This is a genomic window from Saccharothrix deserti, from assembly GCF_009769385.1.
GTDB classification, from domain to species: domain Bacteria; phylum Actinomycetota; class Actinomycetes; order Mycobacteriales; family Pseudonocardiaceae; genus Actinosynnema; species Actinosynnema deserti.
Genome location: NZ_VKAB01000041.1, coordinates 1 through 15,170, shown reverse-complemented (window position 1 = coordinate 15,170; position 15,170 = coordinate 1). Strand labels below are relative to the sequence as shown.

16 protein-coding genes and 1 pseudogene are annotated in these 15,170 nt (G+C 70.5%); 10 read left to right on the top strand and 7 right to left on the bottom strand.

All coding sequences use genetic code 11. The features are described 5' to 3' along the window. Positions 1–46: 46 nt before the first annotated feature. Genes FM051_RS40840 through FM051_RS40830 form a run of 3 tightly spaced genes read right to left on the bottom strand, consistent with a single transcriptional unit; the run spans position 47 to position 2,870 of the window. The gene (locus FM051_RS40840; RefSeq protein WP_158852479.1) at positions 47–1,162 is read right to left on the bottom strand and encodes a Gfo/Idh/MocA family protein; all 1,116 of its coding nucleotides are present in this window, start codon (positions 1,160–1,162) and stop codon (positions 47–49) included. After that, positions 1,159–1,935 carry a cupin domain-containing protein gene (locus FM051_RS40835; RefSeq protein WP_158852478.1) on the bottom strand — a complete coding sequence of 259 codons (777 nt, stop codon included), beginning with the start codon at positions 1,933–1,935 and terminating at the stop codon, positions 1,159–1,161. Before FM051_RS40835 ends, FM051_RS40840 begins: the two co-directional genes overlap by 4 nt. After that, a complete protein-coding gene (locus FM051_RS40830; RefSeq protein WP_158852477.1) occupies positions 1,932–2,870 on the bottom strand; it encodes a DUF6807 domain-containing protein in 939 nt (312 codons plus the stop codon). Before FM051_RS40830 ends, FM051_RS40835 begins: the two co-directional genes overlap by 4 nt. A gap of 239 nt (positions 2,871–3,109) precedes the next feature. On the opposite strand from FM051_RS40830, the gene FM051_RS40825 reads away from it, so the two are divergent. The 8 genes from FM051_RS40825 (at position 3,110) to FM051_RS52405 (ending at position 10,958) form a co-directional block, all read left to right on the top strand. Further along, the gene (locus tag FM051_RS40825; RefSeq protein ID WP_158852476.1) at positions 3,110–4,093 is read left to right on the top strand and encodes a LacI family DNA-binding transcriptional regulator; all 984 of its coding nucleotides are present in this window, start codon (positions 3,110–3,112) and stop codon (positions 4,091–4,093) included. A gap of 439 nt (positions 4,094–4,532) precedes the next feature. Then, positions 4,533–5,510: a LacI family DNA-binding transcriptional regulator gene (locus FM051_RS40820; RefSeq protein ID WP_238413010.1), complete on the top strand. Its 978-nt coding sequence runs from the start codon at positions 4,533–4,535 to the stop codon at positions 5,508–5,510. Next, complete coding sequence (locus tag FM051_RS40815; protein WP_238413003.1) at positions 5,503–6,954, top strand: sugar ABC transporter ATP-binding protein; 1,452 nt, start codon at positions 5,503–5,505, stop codon at positions 6,952–6,954. The genes FM051_RS40820 and FM051_RS40815 overlap by 8 nt, the downstream gene beginning before the upstream one ends. Then, entirely contained in the window at positions 6,951–7,910 is a 960-nt protein-coding gene (locus FM051_RS52415) for an ABC transporter permease (protein ID WP_238413002.1), read from the top strand. The genes FM051_RS40815 and FM051_RS52415 overlap by 4 nt, the downstream gene beginning before the upstream one ends. Before the next feature lie 24 nt (positions 7,911–7,934). After that, positions 7,935–8,867 (top strand): substrate-binding domain-containing protein, encoded by a 933-nt coding sequence (locus FM051_RS52410; RefSeq protein ID WP_238413001.1) that lies wholly within the window; start codon positions 7,935–7,937, stop codon positions 8,865–8,867. Further along, positions 8,864–9,724 (top strand): ribokinase, encoded by an 861-nt coding sequence (locus FM051_RS40805; RefSeq protein WP_158852474.1) that lies wholly within the window; start codon positions 8,864–8,866, stop codon positions 9,722–9,724. Before FM051_RS52410 ends, FM051_RS40805 begins: the two co-directional genes overlap by 4 nt. Continuing rightward, entirely contained in the window at positions 9,721–10,110 is a 390-nt protein-coding gene (gene rbsD / locus FM051_RS40800; protein WP_158852473.1) for a D-ribose pyranase, read from the top strand. The genes FM051_RS40805 and rbsD overlap by 4 nt, the downstream gene beginning before the upstream one ends. A 107-nt stretch (positions 10,111–10,217) precedes the next feature. Next, complete coding sequence (locus FM051_RS52405) at positions 10,218–10,958, top strand: beta-galactosidase (protein ID WP_420803655.1); 741 nt, start codon at positions 10,218–10,220, stop codon at positions 10,956–10,958. Here the strand turns inward: FM051_RS52405 and FM051_RS54170 are convergent. The 4 genes and pseudogenes from FM051_RS54170 to FM051_RS40780 form a co-directional block, all read right to left on the bottom strand. Further along, positions 10,865–11,065, bottom strand: a pseudogene (locus FM051_RS54170) (aldo/keto reductase); the annotation flags it as partial. The gene FM051_RS52405 and the pseudogene FM051_RS54170 overlap by 94 nt on opposite strands. Positions 11,066–11,258: 193 nt before the next feature. Next, on the bottom strand, positions 11,259–11,711 hold the full coding sequence (locus FM051_RS40790; RefSeq protein WP_158852472.1) for a hypothetical protein: 453 nt from the start codon (positions 11,709–11,711) through the stop codon (positions 11,259–11,261). Positions 11,712–11,750: 39 nt separating this feature from the next. Then, a complete protein-coding gene (locus FM051_RS50970; RefSeq protein WP_202919276.1) occupies positions 11,751–12,116 on the bottom strand; it encodes a hypothetical protein in 366 nt (121 codons plus the stop codon). Positions 12,117–12,210: 94 nt separating this feature from the next. Next, positions 12,211–12,351, bottom strand: coding sequence for an EF-hand domain-containing protein (locus tag FM051_RS40780; protein WP_338019522.1), 141 nt, complete (start codon positions 12,349–12,351; stop codon positions 12,211–12,213). 356 nt (positions 12,352–12,707) lie between these two features. On the opposite strand from FM051_RS40780, the gene FM051_RS40775 reads away from it, so the two are divergent. Both FM051_RS40775 and FM051_RS40770 read left to right on the top strand, forming a co-directional pair. Next, positions 12,708–13,496 carry an FAD-dependent monooxygenase gene (locus FM051_RS40775; RefSeq protein ID WP_158852470.1) on the top strand — a complete coding sequence of 263 codons (789 nt, stop codon included), beginning with the start codon at positions 12,708–12,710 and terminating at the stop codon, positions 13,494–13,496. 454 nt (positions 13,497–13,950) lie between these two features. Next, on the top strand, positions 13,951–15,048 hold the full coding sequence (locus FM051_RS40770) for a trypsin-like serine peptidase (protein ID WP_158852469.1): 1,098 nt from the start codon (positions 13,951–13,953) through the stop codon (positions 15,046–15,048). Positions 15,049–15,170: the final 122 nt, after the last annotated feature.

Below are 15,170 nucleotides of genomic sequence, written 5' to 3'. Positions count from 1 at the left end.
AGAACACCGACCGACCTCGGAAACCTGGCTCAGCCGGGTGGTTCGATCACCTCGGCGACCGGCCGTCGAGCGCCGTCGCGGTCAGCCAGGGTGCGCCGTCACCGGCCATGCTGCCGTAGAACGGGTTGCCCTCGGTGATCTCGCCCCGACCGACCGTCCGCCCGGTGAACGCGGAGGCGTAGACGGCGGCCACGAACTCCATGGTCACCCGCGCGTCGGCGGTGGAGACCGGTGGCGTCTCGCCGGCGTCGAGGGCGTCGAGCACGGCGGCGACCTGGGCGGTGTGACCGCTCGGCGTGTCCGGCGGATCGCCCGCCCACGCCGAGAGGACGTCAGGGGTGCCGGGTGCGGCGGTCAACCGCCAGTGGGCGTCCGAGTAGCCGTAGAGGTGCTCCAGGTCCACGGTGGCCCGTTCGAAGTCGAAGCGCAGCTGGCTGGTCTGGCGCGGCGAGACCACCGAGTTGACCACGGTGGCCACCGCGCCGGAGTCGAACCGCACGAGCGCGGCGGACACGTCCTCGGTGTCGGTCGGCCGGGCCTGGCGGGCGGCGACGGCCGTGACGCTGGTCCACTGGCCCAGGATCGACAGCAGCAGGTCGAACTGGTGGATGCCGTGCCCCATCGTCGGCCCGCCACCCTCCAGCTCCCAACTCCCCCGCCACGGGACCGCGAAGTAGTCGTCGTCGCGGAACCACAGGGTGTTCGCCGACGCCAGCAGCGGCCTGCCCAGCGCGCCCTCGGCCAGCAGGCGCCGCAACCGGACGGCCCCGGAGCCGAACCGGTGTTGGAACACGGTGGCCACCGGCACCCCGGCCGCGGCCTCGGCGGCCCGCAGGCGGTCGAGTTCGGCCAGCGACAGCACCGGCGGCTTCTCGACCACGGGCGACGCGCCGGCCGCCAGGCACTCCAGCGCGAGCGGCAGGTGGGAACCCGGTGGCGTGCACAGGTGGACCAGGTCGGGCCGTTGCGCGTCGAGCAGGTCGGTCAGGCTCGGGTAGGTGGGCACGTCCCACGTCGCGGCGAAGGCCGACGCCCGGTCGGGCTCGACGTCGACGGCCCCGACGAGGCGGGCTCGGCCGGCCGACTGCGCGACCGCCTCGGCGTGGGCCGTGGCGATCGCGCCCGTGCCGACGATCGCGCAGGTGTAGGTGCGACTGGTCACGAACGGTGCTCCTCATCGGCTGCCGGCCCGAGTCCTGCGGGTTTGGCGTACGGCACGGCGTTGGCCACGTCGTGGGGGCGCAGGCGTCCGCACATGCCGAACCCCCGTGCCGGTGCGGGTTCGGGCGCGCGGAACACGGCCGCCCGTTCGAGGTGCCCGGCCACGCCGACGGCCAGGTCGGTCGTCACGGCGAGGCCGGTCTCGGCCTGGCGGAGCGGGCCGTCGCGCACGATCGCCGCCCAGGTCCCGGCACGACCCCGGACCAGCGCGGCGGCCGCGGCGTAGAACTCCCGCAGCGGGGTCTGGTCCCCGCCGCGGATCGCGTCCCGGATGTGGGTGAAACCCTCCACCGCGAGGTCGCGGCGCCTGCGGGCGTCGGCGGCGCGTTCGGCCTCCGTCGCCCGGTGCGGCAGGGTCGCCGCGGCGCGGTAGCGGTCCGGGTCGGCGACGACGTCGGGCGGGAACGTCATGACCGCGTCACCGGCCTCGGGCAGTCCGGCGTTGTCCATCAGCACGACCACCTGGAGGCCGCCGTGGTTGACGGCGCGGTGGATGGTGCCGGGGGTGAACCAGACGACCGAACCGCGGCCGAGCGGGATCTCGCGGCAGCCGTCGAGGTTCACCGCGTGCAGTTCGCCCTCCCCGCCCACGACCACGTAGCACTCGGTCGAGGCCAGGTGCATGTGCGGGCTGCCGCCGACGACACCATCGGGAGCGGCGTCGTCGTAGACGTCGAGGAAGGACAGCGACGTCCCGCCGGGGAACGTGCTCATGCGGGCTCCTCGCGCCGCGTCGGGTCGTCCGCGCGACGCATGACGTCCCGCACGGACTCGGCCAGGGCCTTCGCGTCGTCCGCGCCGCCGTCGGCCACCCCGACGCCGTAGCGGAACCGCACGGTGTCGCCGTCGGCGACGACGAGCTCCTCGCTGAAGAACGGCGCCGGGTTGAGGCAGGCGAAGTCCTCGGACCGGGTGAACCAGCGCGGCGGGTGGTGCGGGTTGGCCTCGTGGTCGACCGCGAGGACCAGGGACTCCGCGTCGTCGCCGTCGTGACGGCCCGCGAAGGCCATCCACTCGGCGCGGTGGCCGCGCAACTCGTCGCCGCCGACGCCGTCGAGCGTGACGACGTTACCGCCCGTGAACGAGCGCGGGCCGCGCCAGAACAACCCGCCGTACCCGGCGTTTTCCCGGCCGCGGGTGGTCGGCGAACCGAAGGCGATCTCCTGGCCGGAGGTGTTGGTCATCGCGGTGTCGAAGGTCAGCGCCCAGGCCGCGTCCGACAGCAGGGCCGCGGTGATCGTCCGGCGTTCGGTGATGACGGTGTGCCCGGACTGGGTGATCCAGTCCAACTCGTGGGCGAACCAGGCGGTCTCACCTTCGGCGCCGATGTCGACCAGGCGGCGGTGCTGCTGGGTGCCGTTGTTGTCCAACTGCACGTAGAACCGCCCGTGGACGTACGTCGGACCACCCCAGAAGTTCTCATCGCCGACGTTCGGCAACGACCAGGCGATGCCCTTGTGCCAGACGTGGTCGTGCGGCCGGAACAGGCTCACCAGCCGCCCGGCCCGCGTGCGGATCGGGTGCAGGAACGGTTTGGGCGACTCCAGCCTCGGGGTGTCGGGCACGTAGACGTAGCGGACGAGGTCGACTGCCCCGTCACCTATGGTCAGCGAAGACCCAACGTCGTGTCGGACCGCGAGTGCGCTCAAAGATCCTTCTCCTCGCAACGGTTTCGAATGCGGCGGCGGGTGCAACCGACTCTCGGCCGAACGCTTGCTTGGAAAGCGCTTTCCGATGCAGTATCGAACGCCGTCGAAGACTCGTCAAGACCGACCGCCGCCGCTCGACGTTGATCCATCAATTGCCGAGATTGTCACGGTGGGTGAATCATGTGTGGGTGCGAGGACGCGAACGGGTGACCAGGGGCGACGACCGACGGATCAGTATCGTGGACGTGGCCGCGGCGGCGGGTGTGTCCCGGCAGACCGTCTCGAACGTCATCAACGGGCGCGATTCGTACTACTCGGAGGCCACGTTCGAGCGGGTGGCCGCCGCGATGCGGTCGTTGGGCTACCGGCCGAACCGGGCGGCGCAGACGATGCGGTCGCGGCGGACGATGCAGGTCGGCTACCACATCTTCGGCGAGCAGTTGGACAGCATGCAGGGCTTCACCCTGCACTTCCTGCAAGCGTTGGTGAAGGCCGCCGCCGACGTCGACAACCAGGTGCTGGTGTTCACCCATCACCGGGACGACCCGCTCGGCGTGTTCAAGGACCTGGTCGCCCGGCGCACGGTCGATGCGGTGATCCTGTCGGAGTCGCGGGTCGACGACGAGCGGGCCAGGTTCCTGGCGGACAGCGGCATGCCGTTCGCCTGCTTCGGCCGCCTCGCGCCCGACCTGCCGCAGCAGTGGGTGGACGTGGACAACGTCGCCGGCATGCAGCCGCTGGTGGACCTGCTGGTCGCCGAGGGGCACCAGCGGTTCGCCTACCTGGGGGTCGACGGCGATCAGTACTGGAAGGCCGAACGCCTGGAGGGCTTCACCGCGGGCCTGGCACGCCACGGCCTGCGCGTGCCCAAGGCGTCGGTCTACCGGGGCACGGACGACGGGATCCGCAGGCGGGCCCGTCGGCTCCTGACCGGCAAGAACCCGCCGACCGCCATCGTCACCGGCAGTGACTCCGTCGGCGCGGTGGTGGTGAACGTGGCGCACTCGCTGGGCCTGAAGGTCGGCTCGGACGTCGCGGTCACCGGTTTCGACGGCGGCGCGGTGGGCCTGTTGGCCGAGCCGACCCTGACCTGCGCCCGCATCCCGGTCGAGCGGATCTCCCGCGAGCTGGTCGCCCGTTGCCTCCGCCAGGTGGAGACCGGCCCGAACAACGAGCCGGGACTCATAGTGCCGACGGAGGTCGTGCGCGGCGGCAGCGCCTGACACCCACGCCGGTCACCACACCGGGTCCGAGTCGGGATTCCACGCCTGGCGGCGCTCCGTCGGCGCGTTCGGTGATCGAGATGCCCTCAGCTCTTGCCCACAGGGCTTCACACGGCACATTCCGACATGGAACGTTCAACCAACTTGATCACACAACATCCGACTACGGCTTCGTGTCCCGTTCACCACCACGGACCTGAACTCGGGCAAGTGGACGACGGCGGCGGACTACTCGTTCCCCGGCAGGCCGCGCCACGGCACGGTCCTGCCCGTGACGCAGGCGGAGTACGACCGACTGAAGCCCGCTACGGCGGCTGCCGTCCTCGTAACGAAGCGGTCACGCTCTGAATCGGTGCACTTGACAGGAACCCCCAGGTAGCCGATTAACTGCGCCGGTAATCGATTACTCGTCGTCGAGGGGGTGCGCAGAGTGACCACCATGAAGGACGTCGCGCATCACGCCGGGGTCTCGACGGCGACCGTGTCGCGCGTGCTCAACGGGCATGCCACACCGACACCGGAGACCCGCGCCCGCGTGCTGGCCGCCATCGAGGAGCTGGGCTACCGGCCCAATGCGCTCGCCCGCTCGTTGCGCACGACCTCCACCAAGACCTTCGGGCTGCTGATCAGCGACTTGGTCAACCCGTTCTTCGCCGAGATCGCACGGGCGGTGGAGGAGGAGGCGCGGGCGCACGGGTACTGCGTGGTGCTGGCCAACGCCGACGAGAGCGCGGAGCAGCAGGCCACCTACGTGCGGGCGCTGCTGGACCGGCGGGTCGACGGCCTGCTGGTCTGCCCCGCCACCGACGACCCGAGCTGGCTGGACGAGGTCATCGCGAGCGACGTCCCGCTCGTGCTCCTGGACCGGACCGTGCAGGGTGCCACCTGCCCGGTCGTCCGCGCGGACGGCGCGCAGGCACTGGCGGACCTGGCCCAGTGCCTCATCCGTGCCGGCCACCGCCGGATCGGCGTGATCGCCGGTCCGGCGGACACCAGCACGGGACGGGAGCGGCTGGAGCAGTTCTCCGCCGCGCTCGGCGGCCTGGCCGTCGACGTCGTCCACGGCGACTTCCGCCGCGCCAGCGGCGCCCGCGCCGCGGCCGAGCTGATGGATCTGCCCGAACGCCCGTCGGTCCTCGTCGCGATGGACAACCTGATGGGCCTGGGCGCGCTGGAGGAGTTGCGCCGCCTCGGGCTGGTCGTCCCCGCCGATGTCGGCCTCGCGGTCTACGACGACCAGCCGTGGTTCCCGCTGCTGGACCCGCCGATCACGGTGATCGCCCAGCCGACGGTGGAGATGGGGCACGCGGCCGCGCGCAGCCTGCTCGCCCTGATCGCGGGCGAGCAGCCGTCCGACGTGCAGCTCAACGCCCGGCTGATCGAACGCGGATCCTGCGGAGAGGTAGATCGTGGCTGAGCTGTTGCGGGCCGAGGGCATCACGAAGCGGTTCACCGGGGCGCTCGCGCTGGACGGCGTCGACTTCGCCGTCAACTCCGGCGAGGTGCACGTGCTGCTCGGCGAGAACGGTGCGGGCAAGTCCACATTGGTCAAGGTCCTCGCGGGCGTCTACCGCCCGGACTCGGGTTCGGTCCGGGTCGCGGACGGGGTCAACCTCGCGGTGATCTACCAGGAACTCACGCTGGTGCCCGAGCTGTCGGTCGCGGAGAACCTGTTCCTCGGCCGTCCGCCGCGCCGCTTCGGCGTGGTGGACCGGGCCAGGATGCTCCGCGACGCGGTCGGCCTGCTGGCGCGCGTCGGCCTGCGGGTCGACCCGGCGACGCCGGTGAAGGAACTCGGCATCGCCCAGCAGCAGATGGTCGAGATCGCCCGCGCGCTGGACCTCAACGCGGGAGTCCTGGTGCTCGACGAGCCGACGGCGGTGCTCACCGACACCGAGACCGACCGGCTGCTGGAGATCATGGCGGAGATCCGCGACCAAGGCGTCGGCCTCGTGTTCATCACCCACCACCTGGACGAGATCCGCCGCATCGCGGACCGGGTCACCGTGCTCCGCGACGGGCGCAGCGTCGGCGTGCTGCCCGCGGGTTCCAGCGTCGAGCAGATGATCGAGTTGATGGTCGGCCGCGCGATCTCCGAGCAGTACCCGCGCCGTTCGCAGGAGCCGGGCGACGTGCTGCTCAAGGTCGACTCGTTGACCCGCGACGGTCGGTTCACGGACGTGTCGTTCGAGGTCAGGGCCGGTGAGGTGGTCGGAATCGCCGGCCTGGTCGGCGCGGGCCGCACCGAGGTCGTGCGCGCGGCGTTCGGCGTCGACCACTACGACTCCGGCCACGTCGAGGTCGCGGGCCGCCGCCTGCCCGGTGGTGACGTGCGGGCCGCGATGCGCGCGGGCCTCGGCCTGGTGCCGGAGGACCGCAAGGGCCAGGGCCTCGTGCTGACCTCCAGCGTCGGCGAGAACCTCGGGCTGGTCACGCTCCGCTCGGCCACCAGGGCGGGCATCGTCGACCGCAAGAGGCAGCGCCGCCACGCCGACGAGATGGCGACCGCGCTGCGGGTGAAGACCTCCGGACTCGACCAGGAGGTCCGCGAGCTCTCCGGCGGCAACCAGCAGAAGGTCGTCATCGGCAAGTGGCTGCTCGCCGACCCCCGGGTGCTGGTCCTCGACGAGCCGACCAGAGGGGTCGACGTCGGCGCGAAGGTCGAGATCTACGAGCTGATCAACCGGATGACCGCGGCGGGTCGAGCCGTGCTGCTGGTGTCGAGTGACCTGCCCGAGGTGATCGGGATGAGCGACCGCATCGTCGTGATGGCGCACGGTCGGGTGGCAGGCGAACTGCCCGCACGAGGAACGACCCAGGACGAGGTGATGGCGTTGGCCGTACAGGAGTTCTCCGCATGACCACTGCGACCGCGCGCACGGGTGTCGACGCGCGCAAGATCCTCTCCGAGAACGGTGCGCTCGGCGGCCTGGTGGTGCTCGTGGTGGCGCTGTCGATCCTCGCGCCCACGTTCCTGAGCACGCAGAACCTGATCAACGTCGGCGTGCAGGCCGCGGTCGTCGCGGTGCTCGCCTTCGGCTCCACCTTCGTGATCGTCTCCGGCGGCATCGACCTGTCGGTCGGCAGCGTCGCCGCGCTGTCCGCCATGGTCGGCGCGTGGAGCTCGGCGGAGGCGGGCCTGCCCGGTCCGGTCGCGCTGCTGCTGGGCCTGGCGACCGGCGTCGCCGCCGGGTTGATCAACGGTGCGATGGTCAGCTTCGGCAGGCTGCCCGCGTTCATCGCCACCTTGGCCATGCTGAGCATCGCCAGAGGACTCACCCTGGTCGTCTCGCAGGGCACGCCGCTCGCGACGCCCGACGTGGTGACGTTCCTCGGCTCGAACCTCGTGCCGCAGGTGCCGCTGCCGTTGCTGATCATGCTGGTGTTCTTCGGCATCACCGGGTTCGTGCTCTCCCGGACCTACGCGGGCCGCTCGATGTACGCCATCGGCGGCAACGAGGAAGCCGCCCGGCTCTCCGGCATCGACGTGCGCCGCCAGAAGCTGGTGATCTACGCGCTGTCCGGCTTGTTCGCCGCCGTCGCCGGGATGCTGCTGGCGGGCAGGCTCGCCTCCGCCGGACCGCAGGCCGCGGTCGGCTACGAGCTGGACGCCATCGCCGCGGTCGTGATCGGCGGCGCCTCGCTGTCCGGCGGTGTGGGCCGAGCCTTCGGCACCCTGGTCGGCGCCCTGGTGCTCGCCGTGCTGCGCAACGGCCTCAACCAACTGCAGGTGTCCCCGTTCTGGCAGCAGGTCGTGATCGGCGTGGTCATCGCGCTGGCCGTGCTGCTGGATACCCTCCGCCGCCGCTCCCGCTGAAAGACGTTGGAAGGAACGACACATATGAACCTCACCCGCAGGGCCGCGCTCGCCGCGCTGTCCGTGACGACCCTCGCGCTGACCGCGGCATGCGGGTCAGGTGCGAGCAGCAGCGGTGGCGGGGCCGACATCAGCGTCGGCTTGGCGCTCTCCACCCTGAACAACCCCTACTTCGTCGAGCTGAAGCAGGGCGCCGAGGAGGCCGCCGCCGAACTCGGCGTGAAGCTGACCGTGGTCGACGCGCAGAACGACGCCACCAACCAGGTCAACCAGGTGCAGACCTTCACCACGCAGGGCGTGAAGGCGATCATCATCAACCCGGTCGACTCGAAGCAGGCGGGGCCCGCCGCGAAGGCCGCCGAGAACGCGTCGATCCCGCTGATCGCGGTCGACCGCACGGTTGACGACGGCAAGGTCGCCTCCGAGGTCACCTCGGACAACGTGCAGGGCGGCAGCCTCGCCGCGATCGAGCTCGGCCGCGCCACCAGCGGCGGCGTCGTCCACCTGCAGGGCATCCCCGGCGCGTCGGCCACGCGCGATCGCGGCTTCGGCTTCGAGCAGGGTCTCAACTCCGGTGCGATCAAGGTCGTCGCCAGCCAGCCCGCGGACTTCGACCGCGCCAAGGGCCTGGACGTCACGACGAACCTGCTGCAGAGCAACCCCGATCTCAAGGGCGTGTTCGCCGACAACGACGAGATGGCGCTCGGCGCGATCAAGGCGCTCGGCGACCGCGCGGGCAAGGACGTGCACGTCGTCGGCTTCGACGGCACGCCGGACGGCATCAAGGCCGTCGAGGACGGCACCATGGCCGCGACCATCGCCCAGCAGCCGAAGGTGCTCGGCCGCCAGGCCGTCGAGCAGGCCGTGAAGGCCGCCAAGGGCGAGACGGTCCAGCAGGTCGTCAGCGTCGAGGTGAAGGTCGTCACCAAGAAGAACGTGGCAGAGTTCAAGAAATGAGCTCAGTCCTGGTCTTGGGTTCGGCCAATGCGGATCTCGTGGTCGAGGTCGCCGTTCGCCCCGCCGCCGGTGAGACCGTGCTGGGTGGCGACACCAGGGTGATGCCGGGCGGCAAGGGGGCCAACACGGCCGTCGCCGCCGCCCGGGTCGGCGCTTCGGTGGCGCTGCTCGGAGCGGTCGGCCCTGACCAGTACGGTTCGCTGCTGCGCGACTCGCTGTCCGGCTCGGGGGTGCGCACGGAGTTCGTCCGCACCTCCGAGCGGCCGACCGGGATCGCCTACATCACCGTCACCCCGGACGGTGAGAACTCGATCGTGGTGGCACCCGGCGCGAACGGCGACGTGAGCACGTCCGATGTGGACGGTGTGCCGCTGGACGACGTCGCGGTGCTGGCCTGCTCGCTGGAGGTGCCCATCCCGGTGGTCGAGCACGCAGTCGCCCGCGCCGCGGCGTCCGGGGTCCGGCCGCTGCTCAACCTGTCCCCGGTGGCGCCGATCTCCCGCGAGACGTTGGCGCTGCTCGACCCCCTGGTGGTCAACGAGCACGAGGCCGCGTCGCTCGCGCCGTCGCTCGCGGGGCTGCTCGACCTCGGACCGCGCTCGGTCGTCGTGACCCTGGGCTCCCGTGGCGCCGCCGTGGTCACCCCGGACGGGGTGGTCGAGGTGACCGCACCCGAGGTGACGGCCGTGGACACCACGGGTGCGGGCGACGCCTTCGCGGGCGCGCTGGCCGCGCGGCTCGCGGCGGGCGACTCCCTGGTGGAGGCGGCCCGGTTCGCCGCACGGGTGGCCGCTACGTCGGTGACCAGGCCGGGCGCCCAACCGTCCTACCCGTTCGCCGCGGAGGTGCTGCCGTGAAGAAGGGGGGCATCCTGCACGCCGAACTGAACGCCGCGCTGGCCCGCCTCGGTCACACGGACGAGGTCGTGGTGGCCGACTGCGGCCTGCCGATCCCGGCCGGACCGCTGGTGGTCGACCTGGCGTTCACCTTCGGCGTGCCGTCGTTCCTGGACGTGCTGGACGGCCTGCTCGCCGAGTTGGTGGTGGAGCGGGCCGTGATCGCGGCCGAGGTGGACGACGTGAACCCGCTGTGCGCCGCGGCGATCGACCTGCGCCTGCCGGCGGCGGAACGGATCACCCACGCCGCGCTGAAGTCCAGGGTCGCGGCGTCCCGCCTGGTGATCCGCACCGGCGAAGCGACTCCCTACGCGAACGTGCTGCTCACCTGCGGCGTGCCCTTCTAGGCCGCGATCGGCGGGATGACCCCGGCGATGTCGGGTACCGCTTCGCAACCCGGTCGTTCCTGTTCGTTGGCCGTTCCAACCTTTAGTTTCACATCGGTACGAAGTCCTTGTCGGCGGCTCAGGGGTGCGTTAGCTCGGCGGGGCCCTACATCAACGCCGAGACCGACTCGGGCGGTCTGCCGACCTGGCTGATCAACTCGCCGACGCGGGACCGCAGCAACGAGCCGGACTACATCGCGGCCGTCGACGAGTGGCTGGACCACATCAACCCGATCATCGCCCGGCACCAGCTCACCAACGGCACCGGCACGGTGATCCTGTACCAGAACGAGAACGAGTTCGGCGACCACTCCGAGCGCGGCGTCGCGTACATGACGCACCTGCGGGAGCGGGCGCGGGCGGACGGCATCACCGTGCCGACGTTCCACAACACCGTCGGCCTCTGGGACAACTGGGCGCCGGGCACGCCGGGTGCGCCGGACCTGAGCTCCGCGCGGACGCACTCGCCGAACGGACCGCTGTTCACCGCCGAGTTCCAGGGCGGGTCGTTCGACCCCTGGGGCGGCAACGGGCGGGAGAAGTGCCGTGAGCTGACCGGCCCGGACTTCCAGCGCGTGTTCTACGAGCACAACATCGCCCACGGCCTGACCGAGCAGGACTGCCTTGCCGGGGTCCCTGGCGGCGGGCGATCGCCTGCCCGATACCGCCGGCGCCGATCACGACCAGCACGTCCTGGTTCGTGGGATTCTCCTCAGATCTCTGCGGTGTCGATGAGGGTGACGCCCAGGTCGAGTGCCCGGTGGATGGTGCGGATGGACTCGGCGTCATCCGTGCCGGCGCCGGTGTAGGCGGCGGACACGCCCATCGCGCCCAGGCCGATGCGCCCGGCGGCAACTCCGGTCGCCTGCGAGTGCGACTGGAACGGGAACCCCCAGCTCGGGACGAACGGGTACACCTGGAGCAACTGACCGGCTCCGTGATCGACGACGAGGCCGGCCGACCTGCTGGGGCGGCTGTGCTCCGTGTCGAGCCGGAAACGCAGCCGGCGTCGGTCTCCTCCGGCATCCGGTATCGCGTGCGGACGTAGTTGATCACATCGGCCGAGGTGATCAACCGGAGGATTCGCGGAACTGAGTGCGGTGTCGTGATCAGGAACGAGCTGCCGGGCGTTCTTCAGCCGCCGCCGAGCGGAGGCTCGCCTTCAGCTTATGAGTGAGGTACAGCAGACCGACGGCGAGGACGATGGGCGTGCAGAGGGACAACCGCTGCAGGGCCAGGTCATCGGTACGGACGATGTGCAGTTCGTGGTAAACCGCGTGCGGCGCGTTGAACAGCAACGAACCGATCAGCATCGCGGTGACGAACACCGGCTCCGGCCGCTTCAGGCAGACCAACGCCAAGGGCGCCAACTGCAGCAACGCCAGCCCGTAGTCCCGCACGAGGTGTTCGTTGTACGGCGGGAACATCGCCACCCAGCCGACCTCCCGCGTCGGGTACCCGAGGTAGAACCCCTCCGGAAACAAAACCGCCCACAACCCGATCGCCACCTGCCACAAGATCAGCAGCGCGCACCCCGTCCGCAGCACGGCTTTCGTGCCCACCCTTGCCTCCCTCGTGAGTTCATCCCGGTGCCGGGTCGGTCAGGTCCACCGGCCGGAGCCATGGGTCTTCACCTGGTGACCGGCGAGTTGCTTGAGCAGTTCCCGGCGCCGGCCCTTCCCCGTCCCCGTGCGTGGTGCGTCGCTCCACTTGAGCACCACCGCGGCGCACGCGAGCAGGCCGTAGTCCCAGCGGTCGTCCTTCACGATGGCCACCCGGGCACCAGGTGCGGCACCTGCGGCGGCGAGCCAACCCGCCGTCTCCCCGACGAGCGCCGCGAGATCGTCCACGCCGTACTCCGTCCCCGCGTCGGACGCGAGGTCGAACGGACGGTCCAGGTGCACGCGCATGTCCGAGCCGTTCTGGGCGCACTCGTCGAACAGCACTCCCATGTCGTGGGGTTTCACTGTCGATCTCCTTCGCCGCCGGGGGACTGGCGGACCGCGGATCGGGTCGGCGCCCGCCGAACGCGACGCCGGGGGTGACCGACGGCGGGACCGCTCAGACCGAGATCAGCTCGACGTCGAGGTTGCCGCAGTGGTGCTCGCGGAAAGCCGCCGGCAGCTCCTCCGACGACAGCGACCCGTTGCCGTTCTGGTCGATCTCCTCGAACGCCCGAATGATCTCCAGCGCCTCGTTCATCCTCAATCGTCGTCTCCTGCAGATCAGCGGCCGTTGTCGGGTAGTCCGCGTCCCTAGGGCCCCGCCACCGGTTCTAGTCGCAGTTCCCGTGCCCTGCGCCCGAACCAGACCAAGACCACCCGGACGGGGACCGCCCATCGGCTGCGCTTCACTCACATGTGGACTTGCACTCGATCCCGGTCAGCCGAAACGACCACCCGCTGTCGCGCAGGCGATCGACGAATTCATTTGTGTGTCCAGTGGGGAAGTTCGAGGAAAGTCCGACTGGTCCCGTGCAGTCGTGGGACGGATTTCCTTGATCCGCTGTCGGAAGCGCGTATGCACGTCCCGGTCGAGGTCGCCGAACGGGTGTGACGGTGACCTTCGCCAACGGCGCGTCGGCCGGGGGAGACGTCCTCGTCGCGGCCGACGGGATCCTCTCGGCCGTCCGGCAGCGGCTGATCGGCCGGCTTCCGGCCCGCGACTCGGGACTGTGCGCGTGGCGCGCGCTGGTTCCCGGTGATCGCCTCCCGGAGCACTTCGCGTCCCCTGTCCAGACACTGTGGCTGGGGCCGGGACGGCACCTGGTGCACTACCCGGTCTCGGGGGGACGGACGATCAACGTCGTGGCGTTCACTCCGGCGGCACCGGGCGAAACAGTCGAGTCGTGGTCGGCGGAAGGCGAGCCCGAGGACTTCCGCGCCGAGTTCGCCGGATGGGACGGCATGGTCGGTCAGCTCCTCGACACGGTCACACAGGTGAGGCGCTGGTCCGTTCTCGACCGCACACCGATCTCGCGATACGTGCACGACCGGGTGATCCTGCTGGGAGACGCGGCGCATCCGATGCTGCCGTTGTTCGCCCAGGGTGCCGGACAGGCCATCGAGGACGCCGCGGCACTGTCCGCGAGTCTCGAGCAGGCAGGCGAACCTGCGACCGCGCTGGCCGCGTACAACCAAGTGCGGGTGCCTCGTACCGCCCAAGTGCAGGAGGCCAGCCACGACCGGGCACAGGTCAACCACCTCCCCGACGGGCCGCAGCAGAAAGCCCGGGACCAGGCTTTCGCCACCGAGGACCCGCTGCGGCACAGTGACTGGCTCTACAGTTACGGCGCCCAGGCCGAGGCAAGGCGGGCCGTGCAGGCCGAGCTCCTGCGCGCGCACTGACGTCGTTGTGCGAGATCAACGAGTCCCGCGGCAGCCTCCTCGAACGGCGCACCCGGGTTCCGCGTACGTCATCCGCGGCCCCGACCCTGCCGGCATCGTGGGACCAAGGAGAACGGCCTGCTGGTCGGTGAACAGCCGCCCGCAGTCGGGACCGTGCCGGGCACCCAAGCGTGGCAGCGGCACGTCCTGGCGGCGGTTCCTGCGCGCCCGGGGCCACAACCATATTGGCCTGCGACTTCTTTCACGCCGTGTAATCCGTATGGGTGACACTCGCCAATGGCACGTCGCTGATCATCCACTCGCAGCGTGAGGTCGTTACACGGCCGGAGCTACCGAAGTCATATCGAGATCACCTGTTTGAGTGAACGTGCTTCGTGGCGAATGGGTCGACCCTTTAGGGCATATGGAGTAGAAGTCGACTCCCTTCCTCGGTCCCTCCCGCGAAGGATGTGACATGACCACCCCAACGAACGGCAAGCGTTCTGACGCCGTGAAGGCGGCCGCGCTGCGCCACCTGGATGAACTGCCGGGGCTCAAGACGGAGCTCGACGGTGACACGTCCGCCGTGGTGCGGAAGGTCGCGCCCGGCCGGTCGGAGTACGGCACCGCACCCGAGCCGGGGGCGGTGCCCGCTCATCTGCCCCCGATCGAGACGGCGTCGAGACAGCGCTTGGAGACCTACGTCGACGACTGCCGCTCTGCGGTCGCCACGTTGGAGCGGGACCCCGACGCCCCGCTCACCGACAACCAGGTGGACGGCCTCGAAGCGATCGTGTTGCTGATGGCCCGCCCGGCGATCCTCGTCCAGAACGGCAGCTTCTTCCCGGCGCCCGACCCGTGGGGCCAGCCGCTGGAGAAACACCGCAAGGCGATCGAAGCGGTGATGTCGAGCGTCGGGCGGATCGAGGTCGCCGGTCACCCGATGTTCGACTGGATCGGCACGGGCTGGCGCGCCGCCGAGGACGTGGTGGTGACCAACCGGCACGTCGCCAACGAGTTCGCCCGCGTGCGGGGCGCCGGGTGGACGTTCGCGCCGGGCATGCGCGCGTGGGTGGACTACAACGAGGAGTTCTCCGCTGAAACGCCGGAGGAGTTCCGGCTGACCGAGATCATCGGCGTCCACGACACCCTGGACATGGCCCTCCTGCGCTGCGAGGCGGCCGGTGACGGTGCCGCCGCGTTGCCGCCGCCGCTGCCGATCGCCGGCCGGCCCAGGGTGGGTGACGGCACCGACGTCTACGTGGTGGGTTACCCGGCCTCCGACTCGCGCCGCAACGACCCGGTCGAGATGCAACGCATCTTCGCCGGCATCTACAACGTCAAGCGCCTGCAACCGGGGAAAGTCCGCGCCGTGACCCAGGCGAGGGCCGAACTGATGCACGACTGCTCGACGCTGGGCGGCAACTCCGGGTCATGCGTCGTCGACCTGGAGACGTCCCAGGTGATCGGCCTGCACTTCGGTGGCCGCTACCTCCAAGGCAACCTCGCGGTCGCCCTGTGGCTCCTGGCCGACGATCCGTTGATCCTGCGGGCAGGGATCAAGTTCGCCTAGTAGTACTTTGTTAGGTCGTTGTGTGTCAAGGGAAGGGGCGTTTGCAGGTGTGGCACGCGCCGGCCATGGCGGTGAGGAGTTGTTGCAGTTCGCGGAGAACCGCGTAGATGGTCAGGCCGACG